This is a genomic window from Streptomyces sp. NPDC026589 (genome assembly GCF_040638385.1).
Lineage (GTDB): Bacteria > Actinomycetota > Actinomycetes > Streptomycetales > Streptomycetaceae > Streptomyces.
On sequence record NZ_JBEZYG010000007.1, the window covers coordinates 341,693 to 357,823 of the forward strand.

Sequence of the window (16,131 nt, forward strand, 5' to 3'; positions counted from 1 at the left end):
CGGTCCCTGCCCGGCCGCGTACGCAAGGAGCCCTGCCACACCCATGCCCATACCTCTTGCTGACCGCGCCGTCGTCTTCCTCGCCTACGACCCAGGTATCTCCCCCAAGGGCGGCGGTCTGCCCGGCCTGTCTGTGTTGAAGAATGTCATCAACAGCATCAATCTGTTCGGAATCATCGCCGTTGTGGGCGCATTGGCCGTGTCCCTCGGCGTATGGGCCTGGGGCCACCACACCGGCGGCCACCAGGCCGAAGCCAACGGCAAGAAGGGCGCCGTCGTAGCCGCGGGCGCCGCGCTCGGCCTCGGCGCCGCCAACGGAATCGTCGCGTTCTTCTCCAACCTGGGGTCGCAGATCCAGTGATGCAGAAGCGATTCCTCTCCCTGTCCGGGTACGGCGTGAGCTGGTCGGCCAACAAGCGCGTCGCGGTCCTCGCCCTGGTCATCACCGCGCTGCTCATCATCGCCGCCACCACCGCCTGGTTCACCGGCCGCGGCGAGCGCGACCAGAGCGCCGGCGCACCGTCCCCGTCGAGCAGTTCCTCACCCTCCGAGGCCGCCCCGGAACCTGCGGGCGGGTCGGGTTCGGTCCCGAAGCCACCGCAGATCAGCGAACCGGTCGCCTTCGCCAAGGCGGCAGCGGCGATGCTCTGGTCGTACGACACCCGCGACACCGACCGTGACCAGCAGCTCGCAGGCATGGGCGCGTGGATGACCAAGGAGACCAAGTACGCCGACTGGGCGTCGGTCTCCGGCCAGGTGCCCGACCCGCTGCTGTGGTCACGCATGGCCGACCAGGACCAGCACGCCACCGGCACGGCCACCGAAGGCCACTACCCCGGTGCCTTCAAGACGGCCCTGGCCGAGGCCCCCTCCGCGATCACCGAGGCGTACATCTACGTGGTCACCGTCAACGGGCGGCAGCAGATCGAGTGGAAGAAGGGCGGCGGCGGAGCCGAGGAGCGCGCCGTGACCCTCGCCGTGCAGTGCCGACCCAGCCTCGACTGCCGCCTGGCCGCCATCGCCCCCAACGTCACGCAGTGACCCACCCCGCCAATAAGTAAGGAGGCCAACTTCCCTTGGGTTTCTGCGACTTCCCTCTCGCGGACAAGCTGTGCTCCGTCGGCCAGGCCATCGACTTCGCGAGCGATCCCGGCAAAGCCATCGGTGACTGGATGGCCAAGAGCGCCGGCGAACTCGCCGCTGCGGCAGCCGACCTGGCAGCCAAGGCCGTCGACAGCACGACCAAGGTCGACCTCCGGGCGGGATGGTTCGTCGACAACTACGAGCTGCTTCTGCCCATCGGCTTGGTTGTCCTGGTCGGGACGTTCTGCGCGCAACTCATCCGGGCCGCCGTCAAACGCGACGGGCAGGCCCTCGTCCAGGCATTCACCGGCACCATGTCGGGCGTCTTGTTCGCCTTCTGCGCCATCGCCCTGACGACGGTCGCCAGCGAAGTCGTCGACGCCTTGTCCGACGGCCTGTTCGCCGCTTCGAACCTGTCCATCGAAACGGCCGTCCGCCGCATCGTGAAGGTCTCCCAGATCGGCGCCCTGTCCACCCTGGGCTGGCTGGTCGCGACGTTCGCCGGACTCGTCGCCGCAGGCGGAGCCTTCCTCTACTGGTGCGTCATGATGGTCAGAAAAGTAGGCATTCTCGTCATGGTGACGCTAGCCGTCTTCGCCGGTGCGGGCGGCGGGTGGGAGGCCGCCCGCCGCTGGCGGCGCGGCTGGATCGAAGCCACAGCCACCCTCGTGGTCAGCAAGTTGTTGATGACGATCATTTTCGTGCTCGGTATCGCCGCCATGGGCAGGACCGAGGCCAAGGACGGCCTCGGAGCGCTCGCCGACGTCATGGCGGGCATCGTGATCATGGTTCTGGTGTTGCTCTGCCCGTACGCCGTGTTCAAATTCGTGCACTGGGCGGCCGAGGGCACAGATGGAGAATCGATTCACCGAGCCGGTGGTGCCGGTGCTCAGCTGGCTAGGCAGCACGCCGAGAAGGCCGGCCGTAAGGCCGCTGCCGCTGCGGCCACCGCCGGAACGGGCGGCGCGGCAGCAGGAGCAGGAGCGGGCGGAGCGCCGCAGGGCCCAGATGCCGGCGGCGGGTTCCCGGGCGACATCGCCGCCAACCCCACCGGGGGCGCCGGTGGCAAGGAAGGCCAGGGTTCGCAGGGTTCTTCCGGAGCCGAGGGGATCAAGAACGGCCTGGAGAAGGCCGTCCAGCCGCCCCCGACCAGTCCCAGCGACGACACCAGCGGTCAGGTAGGCGGCGCCCCCGCAGGGGGCGGCGGTTCCGGCTCGCCCTCCGGGGGAGGCAGTGGCTTCATGTCCCAGCCCAGCGCCGGAGCGTCCTCGCCCTCGCCCCAGGGCGCTCCACCGGCACCGGACTCAGGCAGTACCTCCAGCGGGACCGGCGCACCACCGCCCCCGCCCGCCGGCCTGTAGCCACTGCCCGACTCCGGGGCGGCGCGCGCAGCGCACCCCTCGCCGCGTGCCGCCCCGGCCACCCCCCCGCGCACCATCGGAACGGCCCTTGTCTGATCTCACCGTCACACCGCTCACCGTCAAATTCCCCCACCGGTCGAAGCGCGGCATCCTGCTCGGCCTGTCCCTTCCCCAGCTCGTCCTGGTGTCCTGCGCGTTGGCGCTACTGATGGCCGCCGTGGTCTCCACGGGACTGCTCGGCGCCATCGCCCTGACACCGCTGTGGGCCGTGGTCGCCGCCTTGGTCGCCATCCGTCGGCACGGCCGCTCGCTGATCGACTGGGCGCCGATCGTTCTGCGCTTCGCCCATCGGCGCCGCACCGGCCAGACCCTGTGGCTCGCCCGGCCCGTCACCCGGCCCCGCCAGGACGGCGTCCTGCATCTGCCCGGCACCGCCGCCTCGCTGCGGGTGGTCACCCCGGGCGACTCCGCCAACGGGGCCTCCGCCGTCCACGACCCACACCACCAGACCCTGACGGCCGTCGCCCGGGTCTCCAGCAGGGCCTTCGCGCTCCTGGATCCGGCGACGCAGAACCACAACGTCGCCGGGTGGGGGCGAGCACTCGCGGGCATCGCCCGTACCGGACACGTCGCCACCGTGCAGGTCCTGGAGCGCACCGTACCCGACAGCGGCGACACCCTCTCCCGCCACTGGAACCAGCAGGGCCACCCCGAAACGCCGGTCGCCGGGCAGGTCTACAGCGAACTGGTCGCCTCCGCCGGGCCTGCCGCCGCCCCGCACGAGGCATACCTGGCGATCTCCCTCGACCTCAAGGCCGCCAAACGGCTCATCAGCCAGGCCGGCGGCGGGCTACCCGGCGCTTTCACCGTGCTGGAACAGACCACCAGCTCCATCGCGCAGGCCGCACGCAGCGTCGGACTGACGGTGACCGGCTGGCTCTCCGCCCGCGAGATCGCCGCCGTCATCCGCACCAGCTACGACCCCAAGGCCCTGTCCGCGCTGCAGCAGTGGTCGGAGTCCGGACGGGCTGAAGCCGACCCGGCCGCCGCCGGGCCCGTGGTCCAGGTCGAGGAGTACGACCGGCTCGCCACCGACTCCGCGCGGCACGCCACCTACTGGGTCGATGACTGGCCCCGCACCGAGACGTCCGCAGGGTTCCTGCACGGCCTGATGTTCACCGCCGGAGTCCGGCGCGCCCTCTCCCTTATATACGTGCCCCAAGGGATCGAGTCCGCGATGCGCGACGTCCAGCGCAAGAAGGCCGCCATCATCGCCGACGCGAACGAGCGCTCGCGCCGCGGGCAGGTCGACTCCGAGGCCGACAGCGTGGAGTACGCGGACGTCAAGACCCGCGAGCGCCAGCTGATCGCCGGCCATGCCGATGTGGCCCTGACCGGACTGCTCACCGTCTCCGCCGAGACCGACGCCCTGCTGGACGCCGCCTGTGCGCAGATCGAGACCGCCGCCGTCACCGCCCAGGTCGACCTGCGGCGCTTGATCTTCCAGCAGCCCGATGCCTTCACGCTCGGCGCACTTCCGCTCGCCCGCACGGCCCTGTAACCCAGCCCCGGCACCAGCCGACGTCCCGCCACCGCGGCATGAAGGAACTCTTCCCCTTTGACCTCCGCCATCCCCGTCGGCGACGCGTACCCGTATCTGCGGGCCGCCAGCGCCGGAATCCGCCACCACACACGCGCCCACGCCCCACGGCCCGAACGCCCCGCCTCGCCCGCGGACCGCGTGCACCTCGACGTGCTGCACGCCCATCTGACCTCGCTGCACCAGCTGCTCGACCAGCTCGCCGAAACCGCCCGGCCGCCGCATCCCGGCGCCGGCCGACATCTGGCCACCGCGCACACCCGGCTGTGGCAGGCCACCGCAGCCGTGCACGACGCCTTCCACCTCCTGCCCGTGGCGGACACGGCCTCGACGGAGACCGAGTGCCATCCCGAGCGGCTCCCCGAGGGGCCGCCCGTCCTGACCATCTGCCAGCGCCACCTCGCCGCCGGCCACGTCGTCCGCCGCAGGACGACTCCGGCCGATCTCAACACCCCGGCGCCCGGCCACACCACCACCTGCGCCCAGTAACCCGCACCACCGAAAGGCCCTTCATGCGCAAGCTCAAGCGCTCCACCTCCACCGCCCTCGTCGTCACCACGCTCGCCGGCACCGCCGCCCTGGCCACCGCCACGCCTGCGTCCGCCGCCAGCTACCACTGCAAGACCAGCAGCTACACCGTCGACGACCCGTCGTACACCGGCCCCGACTCCGACAACTGGGACTTCGACGTACGGCTCTGCGCCAAGCGGAGCGGCGGCTACATCTACACCACGGCCAAGGTCTACTGGGATGGCCCCTACGCGGCCAAGCAGCGCAGCAGCTTCACCTTCAACAAGGCCAGGTTCCACCTGCAGACCAAGAAGTCCACCGCCGGCACGGACCCGGTCGTGAAGTACGCCAACTACACCGGCCTGGAACGCGCGCTCGAACACAGCAGCGGCCACGGCAACGGCTCGTACGAGACCGGAACGCTCAAGACCAAGCCCAGCGGCCGGTACCAGTACCTCGCCGACGGCTACATCGAGCTGGACTGGTCGGGCGACGGCACCGGCTACCGCAAGCCGCTCCTTTTCAGCGCCTCCCCCCGCGTCTGATCCCCGTACCGCTCCGGACCGCCACCTTGTGAAAGCCGGCCTGCCATGAGTCACCGGCCCGCGCGCCGAGCCCGCCGCGCCAGCGCCAGCCCCCTGTTCACCCCGCACGGCACCGACCGCGCCGCCCGAAAAGCCGCCAGCCGGCAGCTCGCCGAGGCCGCGGCAAAGGCCCGAGCCGAGGCAGCCGCCCACACCACCGGAGTCGGGGCGGAGGAGCAGCAGATGCCGTCGCCGCTCTTCCCGCCCGCAGGTCGCCCCGGCCCGGCATCCTCCCGCAACAACAAGATCAAGCTGCCCGCCCACCGCATGACCACCGCTACCGCGAGCGGGGCGTACCCCTTCCTTGCCGAGGGCGGCCTGGGTGCCGAGGGCATCTACATCGGGCGCGACGTCCACGCCGAAGCCTCTTTCTGTTTCGATCCTTTCGCGCTGTACGGCAAGATCGAAGGCTTCACCAACCCCAACGTCCTGCTGGCCGGAGTGATCGGACAGGGCAAGTCGGCACTCGCAAAGTCCTTCGCGTTGCGCTCGATCGCCTTCGGATACCGCGTCTACGTCCCGTGCGATCCCAAAGGCGAGTGGACTCCCGTAGCCCAGGCTTTGGGCGGCACCTCGATCGCCCTCGGGCCGGGACTGCCCGGCAAGCTAAACCCGTTGGACGCGGCGCCACGGCCCAACAGCGTCTCCGAGACCGACTGGGCGAGCGAAATCCGCAAACGCCGTCTGCTGCTGCTCGGTTCACTGGCTCGCACCGTGCTCGGGCGGGACTTGCTGCCGATGGAGCACACCGGCCTCGACGTCGCCCTCGACGCCGTCGTCACCCGCGCCGCCGCAAGCGGACGCACCCCGCTGCTCGGCGACATCGCCGCGACCCTCAACAACCCCGACGAACTCGACACGGCGGGCGGCGTCATGTCCGGCCGCCTCGGCGACGCCTCCCGCGACCTGGCCCACGCCATGCGCAGGCTGGTCCACGGGGACTTGGCGGGGATGTTCGACGCCCCCAGCACCGTGGCCTTCGATCCCAACTCGCCCATGCTGACCATCGACCTGTCCCGCCTCGGCGGCTCCGGCGACGACACCGCCCTCGTCCTCGCCATGACGTGCGCCTCCGCGTGGATGGAATCCGCGCTGTCCGACCCGCACGGAGGCAGGCGCTGGATCGTCTACGACGAGGCATGGCGCCTGATGCGCCACCCCGGCCTACTCGCGAGGATGCAGTCCCAGTGGAAGCTGAGCCGCGGCCTCGGCATCGCCAACCTCATGGTCATCCACCGGCTATCCGACCTGCTCACCGCCGGTGACGCCGGATCCCGCGGACGGGCGCTCGCCGAAGGACTTCTCGCCGACTGCTCCACCCGCATCATCTACCGCCAGGAGACCGACCAACTCCAGGCAGCCGCCGCACTGTTGGGGCTCACGTCCGTGGAAGCGGACGCGATCTCCCACCTGAACCGCGGCCGAGGACTCTGGAAGGTCGCCGGACGATCATTCATCGTCCAACATCTACTCCATCCGCACGAAATGACCCTTTTCGATACGGATGCCCGAATGCATTGATCGCCAGTCGAGACGTGTCCGCCGTCCCCAATCCCCGGATCATCCCATGGTCAACCCGAACCCTCCGCCTTCAGCCGGCCCCGGCTCCCAGATGGTGCACGACGCTCTCGGCGCCTGGCCCCGAGCCCTCGGCCGCCTGCACGCCGAAGGCCCCGATCTCGTCCTGGCCGATCTCGTCTACACGGCCGCACGCCACTTGGACCACGTACACGAGCAGTTCACCGGCGCCGCCCAGCACGCGGTATCCGTTCTCACGCGCGCCGCTGCCGGGAACACGTCGATCAACTCCCTGGGCGTCCTGCAGAACAGGGGCACACAGATCGACATCCTCGCCGCCCGCCGGGACGATGCGGTCGACCGGCTCAAGGAAGCCATAGATGCCTACCGGCAGGTGACAGCCTCCGAGGACGCCGCCTCCCGGACCCGCCGCCCAAGAGCCGTGCCCGCTCCGGCGCCCACGATCGCGCAGCCTGCCCGCGTGGTCCGCGGTAGATAGACCCGCCTCACCACTCCGTAAGGAGCCCATGCCGTCAGCACGCATCAACCTGGACGTCTTCGCCGCCGATCTGGCCGACCGCCTGCCCGGCGCATGGACCAGTGAATATCACCGTCACCTCGCCTACCCCGACCAGTTCCCCGTGGCCGAACAGATCTGGGACACAGGCCACGTCAGCTACATCGCCACCGAATTCGTGCTCGGACACGACGCCGTACTGCACGGCCCGGACCAACAGCACCTCTATCTCGCCGACCGGCCGCGCTACCCGCACCAGTTCGTCGTCGCTCCGCTGGCGCCCGACGACGCCGTCACCAAGCCTCATCACTTCGACGGGGTCGACGAGCCGCACGGCATCGTCGTCCCCAACGACGCCGCACGCGCCGCAGCCCTCATCGCCCGGAGGGTCCTGCCCCGTTATAGGCAGGCCCGCGAGGCAGTGCGCCGCAACGCCGCCGAGCAACCCGAGCCCCCGCATCGGCAGGCTCCGCCACAGGTTGCCCAGGTGGTAACGCTGACCTGGTACGACGACGGGGCACTGGGGGCACCGTACGGAAGCGTGCCCGAGCAGGCGCGGATGACGCTGTACGCGCACGGATTCCAGTACCACCCGCACCAAAGCGCCTTCCTGCTGCCCGATGCGTACGGCGAGGACGGCCGTGCCCTGCGGATTCAGGCGGTCGCCCGCCGACTCGCCGAGCAGGGGATCGGGGTGAACCTGCGCCACGCCGCACCGACCACGACCACCGTGCTGCCGCCCTCGCGGCCCACGGCCGCTCCCAGCCATCACCGCTGACCGCGCCGTCGCCCGGACGACGGCCGGCGTCACCGCCGGGGAGGTGCACACTGCACTACCTCGGCACTCCCTCGGGACCTGACATACGGGCCGCGATGAGCGCCGGACGCATCGGCTGTATGACCACCCCAGCGCAAGGCAGCCGCATCCCCGAAGGCGCCCTGTACGCCTGCGACAACTCCAAGTTCGGCAGCGACGGCAAAGGCCGCTACTGGCCCGGTGCCGAATCATGGTTCGCCTGGCTGTCACGCACCGTCGAAAGATACGGGCCGGATCGCTGCCTGTGGGCGCTCGCCCCGGACCAGCCGTTCGACGCTGCCGGCACCCTCACCGAGTCATTGCCGTGGCTGGCCCGCATCCGGCAGCTCGGCGTCCCCGCGGCCTTCGCGGCCCAGGACGGCTGCGACCAACCCGGACTGCTGCCCTGGGACAGCTTCGATGTGATCTTCCTGGCCGGATCGACCGAATGGAAACTCGGCCCGGTAGCCGAACGGCTGGCACGCGAGGCCAAGGCCCGCAGCAAGGGCGCCCACATGGGCCGCGTCAACTCCCGCTCTCGCCTGGGAATTGCCGAGTGGTTCGGCTGTGACAGCGCCGACGGCACGTACCTGGCCTACGGGCCCGACAAGAATCTTCCCAAGCTCCTCAGATGGCTCGACGAACTCGACGGCAACCCCTCCCTCCTCGGCGGCGCACCCCTCTTCGGCAGACCCGACGCCGTGCCGAGCGCTGCCCGCCCGCGCGAAGCCCCCCGCCGCCCCACACCACCGCACCCGGGACCACACGCTCCTGCCGTACCGCCAGCCGGACGTACACGCGCCCGAACCCGCTGACCGCACCGTCACCCGCCGCACGCGATGAGGAGTCCATCTGCCCTTCCCATACGACCAGGTAGGCCAGCTGCACTCGCTAGCCGAGCGCATCCACAGCGTGGCCGACGAGCTGCCGCTCACCGACTCGGTGCACTCCGGCGTCAACGCCCTCGATGACCTGGCCGACAGCTCTCGCGACGTCGCCGGACTGATCAGCCACTTCACCGCCGCGGCGGCCTTCGCCGCGCGCACCGAACGACGCGGTCGAGACCGCGAGGCGGACATCATCCGGCGCACGGTCACCCAGCTCACGCACACGGTCGGCGCTCTGGGGCACGCCCTCGCCGACCTCGGTGTAGCCGTCGCCCACGCCGGCGCACTGCACCAGCTCGCCGCCTCACCACGCTCGACGCAGCGCAACCAGGACATCGAGGCCACGCGGGCTCTGCTGCGCGCCCGGGTCGACGGTGCCCGCGGTCGACTCCACGCGTCGGGGGCCCGACTCCGTCAGGCGGCCGACCGGCTCGCCGCTCCACCGGCCCCGTTCCGCAGCACCCGCGTGAACGCCACCACCCCCGTCACTCCGCCCAGCGCTGCCCCGTCCCGCACCCGCTGATCCACTCCGACCGCACCCCTGGAGCACCCCCATCCGCAACGCCTTCCGCGCCCTGCCGCTCCTCACCTGCGCCGCGCTGCTCGCCTGCGCCGCAACCGCCTGCCACAGCGACGACACACCGTCCGTGCAGAAGAACCCCAGCACGCCCGGCGCACCGAAGCCGGTACCCGCACTCGCCGACGCCTCGGGCCCGCCCGTCGGCTCCGCTCGCACGGACCACGCCTAGCCGACCGGGAGAGTCCCTTGTCCCTGACTAACCCTGATTTCGAGCTGTACGACAACGTCGGCCGCACCACCGAGCAGGTCACCGCCCATTCGGAGAACCGGCCCACCGTTGACGACCTGCACCGTTGGGCCGCCTACGACGCACGGGAGTTCAGCGCCTCGCTCCCCACCGGGGATGCCGGTCACAGCATCAGCAACTGGGCCCAGCAGGTCTACCGTGCGCGCTCGGCCGCCGAGTTGAACACCGTCGCGCAGGCCGTCCTCGGCGACGGGCACAGCGGTCTCGGCGAGCTGCACCTGTTCTTGGAGGCCGCGGCCGAGTGGTGCGAGCGCAACCAGGAACCGGGCTTCGCCGCCCGCTACCGCCAGCACGCCGAGGAGCTGTCCGCACTCGGTGATCAGCTCGCCTACCTGAGCGAGGACCACCTGGCCAGCATCTACCGGCGCCCGAACCGGTCAGCACCCACGCGACCCGGGCCGTCCGTGGCGGCGGCACCTGCCACGCCGACAGCGCCCACGCGCCGCACCTCCCGCTGACCCACCCCGCCCACGACAGGAAGATCCTCTGTCCACTCGTTCTGTCATCGCCCGCCCCACCGGCACCACCGGCTACGCCGGAACGTACGTCCACTGGGACGGCTACCCCAGTCATCAGCTGCCGCTGCTGCTCTCCGCACACCAGAACCGGTTCGCTGGTGACACCGACGCCCTGGCCGCGTACCTCATCGACGACGCGCCGCAAGGATGGTCCTACCTCGGCACCGAACTCCTCGACGGAGCACCCGAGGCCCTGCGGCAGCACCTCGTCGGCGGGCACGACGAACCCGGTAAGCGATACCCGGCGCGCGCGAACGAACCGCCGCTGATCTACACCGAGCGGACGGCATCGCGACTGAACTGGGGTTATGTCCTCCACCCGCACGGCATTGAGGTGCTCGGCGAGCCCGGCGCGGGACGCGGCCCAGTCGTTGCGTGGAGCACCGACCCGCGCGTGCGGTTCCGTGACACCGCCCTCCTGTGGCGGCCCGACCGGCCGATTCCCGCCACCACGCCGCCTCCCGCCACCGCCCGTACCGCCGCCGCCCCGGCCCAGCCGATCCCCGCCCCGGCGGCGCACCCCCGCTCACGCTGACCAGCCCCACCCCCAGGAGACCGATCTGTCCACCCGCGCGGTCATCGCCCGCCCCACCTCCACCGGCTACGCCGGCATGTATGTCCACTTCGACGGCTACCCCGACAGCAAACTCCCGCTGCTGCTCTCCGCACACCAGAACCGGTTCGCCGGTGACCTGGAGGCGATGGCCCAGCACCTGATCGACGAGGTCCACATCGGCTGGGAGCAGCTGGGCACCGATCTCCTCGACGGCGCACCCGACGCGCTGCGCCGCACGCTGACCGGAGGCGAAGAGTTCCCCAGCCGTCAGCTCACCAACGTGTGCAACACCGACGGCACACCCGCCGAGCGTGAACTGATCACCCAGGACGGCACCGACGGCCTGGAGTGGGCCTACGTCCTGCACGAGAGCGGCATCGAAGTGATCGGCCTACTGGCGTACGACCGCGGACCCGTCGTCGCGTGGGACACCGACCCGCGCAGCCGTATCCGCACCGACCCCGGCGCGTGGAACCCGGAGGCCCCGGCTCCGGTCGTGCCGCCGCGAGCCGCCCCGCGCCTGTCCGCCACCGCTCCCGCATCGGCCCCGACGCCCCGCAAGTCCGCCCGCCGGTAGCCCGGAGGCCCGCGCCCTCCTCATCGACGCCCACCCGGAGAAGCCCTCTGTCCCCGCACTCTCACCCGAAGATCACTGTGATCATCGCCACCCAGCTGCGCCCCGAGCGGTTGGCCTTCCTCGCCGACATGCATGCCAGCCTGTGCCGCCAAAGTGTCCCCTGGGAGGCGTGTGTCGTCCTCGACGGCGCCGACCCCGCCCGACTGCCGGCCGCTCTCGCTGCCGACCCGCGCATCCGCACCCTCGCCCTCCCGCGAGCGGTCGGCGCGGCCTGTGCCCGCAACTTGGCCCTCAACGAGGTACGCACCGAGTACGTCCAGTGGGCCGACGATGACGACGAGTTCACCGACTGGGCGTTGGCGCTACGGCTGCGCACGCTGGAGGAGACCGGGGTGGGCTGGTGTGCCGGATACAGCCAGGACCTGCACGAAGACGGTTCCACGACCCTGTGGCGGTGTCCAACGCCGCCCGGTCGGCATGAGGCAGGAGACGTGTGGCGGTACTGGAAGGAGCCGGCCGACACCATCCCGCTCGGCCCGACCACCCTCCTGGCCCGAACCGACCTGGTGCGCGCGGCGCCCATGGGTGGCCTCGTGCAGGGCGAGGACTACTGCGCTCTCGCCGTCACCTGCCTCGCTCCGGGGATCATGCTGCCCGTTCCGGTCTACCGGTACCGCAAGCACCCCGCGCAGATGACGGCGCAGGACTCCTACCAGGAACTGGAAGAAATGGCGAGGGTCTTCGCTCATGGTTTCGGTGCCAGCCTGCACGCCGCGACGCGCCCTCGCCGCGATGCCGCCTCCGCCCTTGCGTAGTTGAGGACCCCGTTCCGCCGCCCGCACCTCGATCCCACCGGAAGAACCATGCCCAACGACCCCGACCAGGACAGGCCCCGGGAAGAGATCCTCATCTCTCCCCGCTACCTGGCCGCCAGCCTCCCCACCGACCACCAACTGCTCCTCGACATCTTCGTCGAGGAAGCCGCGTGGAACGCGGACACCGGTGAGTCGACGTTGACCGTAACCAGCCCCTGCCGGCGCATCACGATCCGCCACGACCCAACAGCCGTAGGCCGAGGCCCTCACATGGTGATCTCGGCCCGCACCGACGACGAAGCGGCTGAGCGCTGGCGGGCAGAAATGTCGGGCCTCGTGCCGATCGAGTGCGTCGCCACGCTTCTCGGCACCCTGGCCGGCGAACTGGCCACCGACCCGGATCACATCGTCTACGGCATCGGTGCCGAGCCCGGCCTGCTGGAGCTCTACGTCGACGCCGACTCCTGGACCCACTTCGACGACTTCGGACTCTCCGGGTTCATCTCGCGCGACGGACACGCTGCTGTGGTCAACCGCCCTGTGGACTCGTCGGCACCGCCCATCCACGGGGACGCATCCGTCACCTGGCACCTGGCCGCCTCTCCAGAGGACGTCGGTCACCTGTGGGACATCTCGTTCACGGAGAAGACGCCGCCCTTGCTCCTGCACGCGGTCGCCGCCGAAACGCTCGATCACCGGCCTACTCTGCGTTCCACGTCCTTCCCGCTCCCCGGCGTCGTCATCCCGCTGGTGACCATCGAACGCCTCCCACCGCCGTCCCGCCGGCCCACGGCGCAGCCTCCCCACGGCGGACCGCCGCGCAGCACGGAGCCCAACCGCACCCCGAAGACCCGCTGAGCCCCGTCCCCCTGGACGAACGCGCTCCTGCGGACTCGATCCACCAGGACCTTGATGCCTAACCCCACCGCCGAGATCACCCTCACCACCAGCCGCCACCTGGGCCTGGTCGCCATAGCGCACGGCGAGAAGTACCAGCAGGCCAAACGGGCGCTGGAAGAAGCCGGTTTCGCGCGCCTGCCCAACGGTGCGTCCACCGCACCGCTGGCCGATCCGCAGGCAGCTCGACGCACCGCGAGCGCTCTGGTTCACCATGCCCACGCACATGGTGCCACCATCACCACCAGTACCCGGCCTTACCTCGGCGACATCGGCGCCGAGATCGCCGCACAGCTGCCCGGCACGTGGAGCGCCGAACTGGAGATCTACTCCCACCCGCTGTGGCAGGAAGACCTCTGGCCGATGCTGTGGGAGGCCGGCGAGATGTACCGGGCCCTCGAAGACCACCGGATCCCGTTCGCGTCCGTCCTGAAGAACGGCTCGGGCACCGAGCTGCTGCTCATCGAGCGCCCCGGCCACAGCAGCGGTTACCTCCTGGGCGCACTCACCGACCGGGAGCAAGAGGATCCGCACGATGACCCGACCACGCCGCGCAGCATCGTGCTGCCCACCGATCCTGGTCTCGCCGCCCGCGCCATCGCGGAGACGTTCCTGCCCGCTCACCGGCGCGCCCTGCACCACCAGGACCTGAACAACGTTCTGAACGGCCTGGCGCGCATCCGGGAGGAACACGAGACCCTCCAGGCGATCAAGGACTCCGGCCGGTACAGCGACGGCGTCCCGCTCCGCGACTCCCGTCTGATCGCGGGAATGGAAAGGGACTTCGCCGACCGAGCGTGGCTCTCCTATCGCGCTGTGCTCGAACACGCGCCGCTCCTGCTCACCCGCTGCCGTCCAGCCGTCACTGCCTGGCCCGAAGATGCCGCGGCGCTGGACCGTCTGCGCGAGGCGCTCGCCCAGAGCCAGGACGCCTGGGACAAATGGAACAACCTTCGCGACGAGTTGTACTCGATCCCGGCCACGCTGCCGGCCCACGAATGGAGTCAGGTCCGTGGGCGGCTCGGCCTCGCCGTCCTGCCCGCGATCGAGACATGGCTCTCCGACAGCGAGGTGTTCGAGCGCCAGGTCCGCGCCGCCGTACCGGGTGGGCCGGTCGCACTGTCCGCGCCCACCCCGCGACTCCTGACCGCCCGCCCCGCAGCGCTGCCCGCCCCGTGCTCCGCGCCGACGCGCCGCTGAACGCTCACAGAAAGGATTCGCCTCTGTCTGACCATTTCCGCTTCGGCGCCCATCCCGACCACGGTTTCGTGGCCGCCGCGACCGCGAACATCCCCGCGCACCTCGCCGACTGGTTCCTGGTCCGTGAACAGTTCGAGCCCGTCCCCGACACCCCGGGTCTGTACCGGCTCACCCACCCCGAGAAGGACGGCATCCGCCGCACCCGCCAGGCCGTGCACGACCTTCGTCGGCACGGCTACGAGGTCCAGGCCGACTACTCCCTCGACCCGGGCCGCAGCGCCGGTCCACCGCAGCCCGCTGTACGCAACGGACTGGTGGAGAGCCGCAACCGCATCGCGCACGCCGCAGCCACCCGCTCACCGCAGCGGCTCACCGCCCCGACCACCACGCTCCCCGGAGCTCCGGCGCGCCCCGCCGCCGTCCCTGTCAACGGCCGGCCCCAGTCCGCCGGTAAGGGGCGAAGCCGATGAACGGCGAAGCGATCCAGATCACCCGCGGCCGGGGTGGCCAAGTCGAAGTCGAAGGCGGGGTCGATGCCTTCGCCGCGAGCGTCCTGGCCCGCGCCGGATTCGACACCTACCCCGCGCTGGGGGGCGTGTGGATCCGGTTGCCCTTCGACCTGGGCCGTACCTGGGAGAACGAGCACGCCACCTGGGCAGCCGAGATGCTCACGGCCGCCCGCTACAAGGTAGATCTCGACCAGGATCTGCACGTTGCCGCGCCCTCGGCGAGCACACCGGCGGCACAGCGCCGCACGAAGGCCGCCATGACCGTGCAGTCCGCACCCCCGGGTACCTCGCGACGTCAGCGTCGCTGATCCGACGCCCCCGACACAAAGGCCCGCCGTCCTGACTTCCTCCGCCGTAATCACCCTCCACCTCGCCGCAGGCAACACCATCGTCGCGCTCCCCGGCGGCGAGCGACACCGGTGGGCCACCACCGCCCTGGAACTGTCCGGCTTCACCCGGCACCAGGGCGAGGCCCATCGGCTGTCCCTCGACGACCGTGCCCAAGCACGTGCGGCGCTCACCCAGCTCCACGAGACGGCCCGCGACTGCCAGGCCACGGTCGTCACCAGCGAGCGTCCCTATCTCGGCGACATCGCACACATCGTCGCCGAGTGCCTGCCCGGACCATGGGACGTGGACATCGAGCACTACCCGGACGGATCCATCCCCGCCCACCTGCTGGACTGGGTGTGGGAGGCCAGCCCCGCCCTGTCGAAGTACCGCACCTCCTGCGCGGCGGTTCTACGCGACGCCGGCGGCACCGAACTCCTCCTGACCGAACGTCCCTGGGACGGCAGCTACTTGGTCGGAACCCTGCTGCCCTCCCCGGACCACGTCCACATAGTTGGAACCGGCGCGCCCCGCACCATCATCGCCACCACCGCCCACGGGGCTGCCGCCGACGTACGCTCGCGCCTCCTGCCCGAATTCGAGCAACTGGTAGTCCTAGCGCGGCTGCACGAAGTGCAGGAGGACCTGCACTGGGTGCGAGACGCCGAGCCGGGGTCCGTGGACGCCGTGGACCTGGAGGCCGCGCTGGAGCGCTTCCTCTCTCACGCGCCCTACCTGATCGAGGCGACTCGCCGGGCCAGCAACAAGACCCTGCCCGCACCAGATGCCGCCGTCCTCGTCCGCTTCGAAAGCCTCCTTGCCCCGGTTCAGGCCGACAGCCGCACCCGAGGAGGAGGGGAGCCGGGCGACATCGACGCAGCGATTGCGCTGTGGCTCGAGTCCGGCGAAAACCTCGTCGACGTGGTCCGAGCCTCAGCCGTCCCGTTCGAGAAGCCCTCCCACCCAGCCATCGCCACTGCGACGCCGCCCAAGCCGCCGACTGCGGTCGCTGCTACCGGACGGACCCACTGACCTCCGCTGCCGCC

General features: G+C 70.7%; 20 protein-coding genes. All 20 read left to right on the forward strand.

What is annotated here, in order from left to right; all coding sequences use genetic code 11:
* Positions 1-43: 43 nt before the first annotated feature.
* The 20 genes from AB0F29_RS15210 (at position 44) to AB0F29_RS15305 (ending at position 16,117) form a co-directional block, all read left to right on the forward strand.
* Positions 44-361, forward strand: coding sequence for a DUF6112 family protein (locus AB0F29_RS15210; protein WP_361871838.1), 318 nt, complete (start codon positions 44-46; stop codon positions 359-361).
* A complete protein-coding gene (locus AB0F29_RS15215; RefSeq protein ID WP_361871841.1) occupies positions 361-1,041 on the forward strand; it encodes a hypothetical protein in 681 nt (226 codons plus the stop codon). The genes AB0F29_RS15210 and AB0F29_RS15215 overlap by 1 nt, the downstream gene beginning before the upstream one ends.
* 35 nt (positions 1,042-1,076) lie before the next feature.
* Positions 1,077-2,444: an ATP-binding protein gene (locus tag AB0F29_RS15220; protein ID WP_361871844.1), complete on the forward strand. Its 1,368-nt coding sequence runs from the start codon at positions 1,077-1,079 to the stop codon at positions 2,442-2,444.
* 88 nt (positions 2,445-2,532) lie between these two features.
* The gene (locus AB0F29_RS15225; protein ID WP_361871846.1) at positions 2,533-4,005 is read left to right on the forward strand and encodes an SCO6880 family protein; all 1,473 of its coding nucleotides are present in this window, start codon (positions 2,533-2,535) and stop codon (positions 4,003-4,005) included.
* A gap of 57 nt (positions 4,006-4,062) precedes the next feature.
* Positions 4,063-4,533 carry a DUF6238 family protein gene (locus tag AB0F29_RS15230; protein ID WP_355957527.1) on the forward strand — a complete coding sequence of 157 codons (471 nt, stop codon included), beginning with the start codon at positions 4,063-4,065 and terminating at the stop codon, positions 4,531-4,533.
* Positions 4,534-4,556: 23 nt separating this feature from the next.
* The gene (locus tag AB0F29_RS15235) at positions 4,557-5,099 is read left to right on the forward strand and encodes a hypothetical protein (protein ID WP_361871848.1); all 543 of its coding nucleotides are present in this window, start codon (positions 4,557-4,559) and stop codon (positions 5,097-5,099) included.
* A gap of 45 nt (positions 5,100-5,144) precedes the next feature.
* Positions 5,145-6,659, forward strand: coding sequence for an ATP-binding protein (locus AB0F29_RS15240; RefSeq protein ID WP_361871851.1), 1,515 nt, complete (start codon positions 5,145-5,147; stop codon positions 6,657-6,659).
* Between the two features lie 46 nt (positions 6,660-6,705).
* Positions 6,706-7,155 carry a hypothetical protein gene (locus AB0F29_RS15245; protein ID WP_361871853.1) on the forward strand — a complete coding sequence of 150 codons (450 nt, stop codon included), beginning with the start codon at positions 6,706-6,708 and terminating at the stop codon, positions 7,153-7,155.
* Between the two features lie 28 nt (positions 7,156-7,183).
* Entirely contained in the window at positions 7,184-7,951 is a 768-nt protein-coding gene (locus tag AB0F29_RS15250; RefSeq protein WP_361871855.1) for a hypothetical protein, read from the forward strand.
* A gap of 119 nt (positions 7,952-8,070) precedes the next feature.
* Positions 8,071-8,784, forward strand: coding sequence for a hypothetical protein (locus AB0F29_RS15255; RefSeq protein WP_361871857.1), 714 nt, complete (start codon positions 8,071-8,073; stop codon positions 8,782-8,784).
* A 97-nt stretch (positions 8,785-8,881) separates the two neighbouring features.
* A complete protein-coding gene (locus AB0F29_RS15260; protein WP_361871859.1) occupies positions 8,882-9,379 on the forward strand; it encodes a hypothetical protein in 498 nt (165 codons plus the stop codon).
* 243 nt (positions 9,380-9,622) lie between these two features.
* Positions 9,623-10,141: a hypothetical protein gene (locus tag AB0F29_RS15265; protein ID WP_361871861.1), complete on the forward strand. Its 519-nt coding sequence runs from the start codon at positions 9,623-9,625 to the stop codon at positions 10,139-10,141.
* Between the two features lie 454 nt (positions 10,142-10,595).
* Positions 10,596-10,736, forward strand: a complete 141-nt coding sequence (locus AB0F29_RS15270; RefSeq protein WP_361871863.1) for a hypothetical protein — start codon at positions 10,596-10,598, stop codon at positions 10,734-10,736.
* Positions 10,737-10,812: 76 nt separating this feature from the next.
* Positions 10,813-11,334 (forward strand): hypothetical protein, encoded by a 522-nt coding sequence (locus tag AB0F29_RS15275; RefSeq protein ID WP_361871866.1) that lies wholly within the window; start codon positions 10,813-10,815, stop codon positions 11,332-11,334.
* 77 nt (positions 11,335-11,411) lie between these two features.
* On the forward strand, positions 11,412-12,149 hold the full coding sequence (locus AB0F29_RS15280; RefSeq protein WP_361871870.1) for a glycosyltransferase: 738 nt from the start codon (positions 11,412-11,414) through the stop codon (positions 12,147-12,149).
* A 48-nt stretch (positions 12,150-12,197) separates the two neighbouring features.
* A complete protein-coding gene (locus AB0F29_RS15285) occupies positions 12,198-13,007 on the forward strand; it encodes a DUF317 domain-containing protein (RefSeq protein WP_361871872.1) in 810 nt (269 codons plus the stop codon).
* 54 nt (positions 13,008-13,061) lie between these two features.
* Positions 13,062-14,246 carry a hypothetical protein gene (locus AB0F29_RS15290; protein ID WP_361871874.1) on the forward strand — a complete coding sequence of 395 codons (1,185 nt, stop codon included), beginning with the start codon at positions 13,062-13,064 and terminating at the stop codon, positions 14,244-14,246.
* A gap of 68 nt (positions 14,247-14,314) precedes the next feature.
* Positions 14,315-14,716 carry a hypothetical protein gene (locus AB0F29_RS15295; RefSeq protein WP_361871877.1) on the forward strand — a complete coding sequence of 134 codons (402 nt, stop codon included), beginning with the start codon at positions 14,315-14,317 and terminating at the stop codon, positions 14,714-14,716.
* Positions 14,713-15,063, forward strand: a complete 351-nt coding sequence (locus tag AB0F29_RS15300) for a hypothetical protein (protein WP_361871880.1) — start codon at positions 14,713-14,715, stop codon at positions 15,061-15,063. Before AB0F29_RS15295 ends, AB0F29_RS15300 begins: the two co-directional genes overlap by 4 nt.
* A 325-nt stretch (positions 15,064-15,388) precedes the next feature.
* Positions 15,389-16,117: a hypothetical protein gene (locus AB0F29_RS15305; RefSeq protein ID WP_361871882.1), complete on the forward strand. Its 729-nt coding sequence runs from the start codon at positions 15,389-15,391 to the stop codon at positions 16,115-16,117.
* Positions 16,118-16,131 lie beyond the last annotated feature (14 nt).

Bases quoted from the DNA above. Each gene is read 5' to 3' on its own strand.
- AB0F29_RS15210 (WP_361871838.1), top strand. From the start codon at position 44: ATGCCCATACCTCTTGCTGACCGCGCCGTCGTCTTCCTCGCCTACGAC.
- AB0F29_RS15215 (WP_361871841.1), top strand. From the start codon at position 361: ATGCAGAAGCGATTCCTCTCCCTGTCCGGGTACGGCGTGAGCTGGTCG.
- AB0F29_RS15235 (WP_361871848.1), top strand. From the start codon at position 4,557: ATGCGCAAGCTCAAGCGCTCCACCTCCACCGCCCTCGTCGTCACCACG.
- AB0F29_RS15240 (WP_361871851.1), top strand. From the start codon at position 5,145: ATGAGTCACCGGCCCGCGCGCCGAGCCCGCCGCGCCAGCGCCAGCCCC.
- AB0F29_RS15245 (WP_361871853.1), top strand. From the start codon at position 6,706: ATGGTCAACCCGAACCCTCCGCCTTCAGCCGGCCCCGGCTCCCAGATG.
- AB0F29_RS15250 (WP_361871855.1), top strand. From the start codon at position 7,184: ATGCCGTCAGCACGCATCAACCTGGACGTCTTCGCCGCCGATCTGGCC.
- AB0F29_RS15255 (WP_361871857.1), top strand. From the start codon at position 8,071: ATGACCACCCCAGCGCAAGGCAGCCGCATCCCCGAAGGCGCCCTGTAC.
- AB0F29_RS15275 (WP_361871866.1), top strand. From the start codon at position 10,813: ATGTATGTCCACTTCGACGGCTACCCCGACAGCAAACTCCCGCTGCTG.
- AB0F29_RS15285 (WP_361871872.1), top strand. From the start codon at position 12,198: ATGCCCAACGACCCCGACCAGGACAGGCCCCGGGAAGAGATCCTCATC.
- AB0F29_RS15290 (WP_361871874.1), top strand. From the start codon at position 13,062: ATGCCTAACCCCACCGCCGAGATCACCCTCACCACCAGCCGCCACCTG.
- AB0F29_RS15300 (WP_361871880.1), top strand. From the start codon at position 14,713: ATGAACGGCGAAGCGATCCAGATCACCCGCGGCCGGGGTGGCCAAGTC.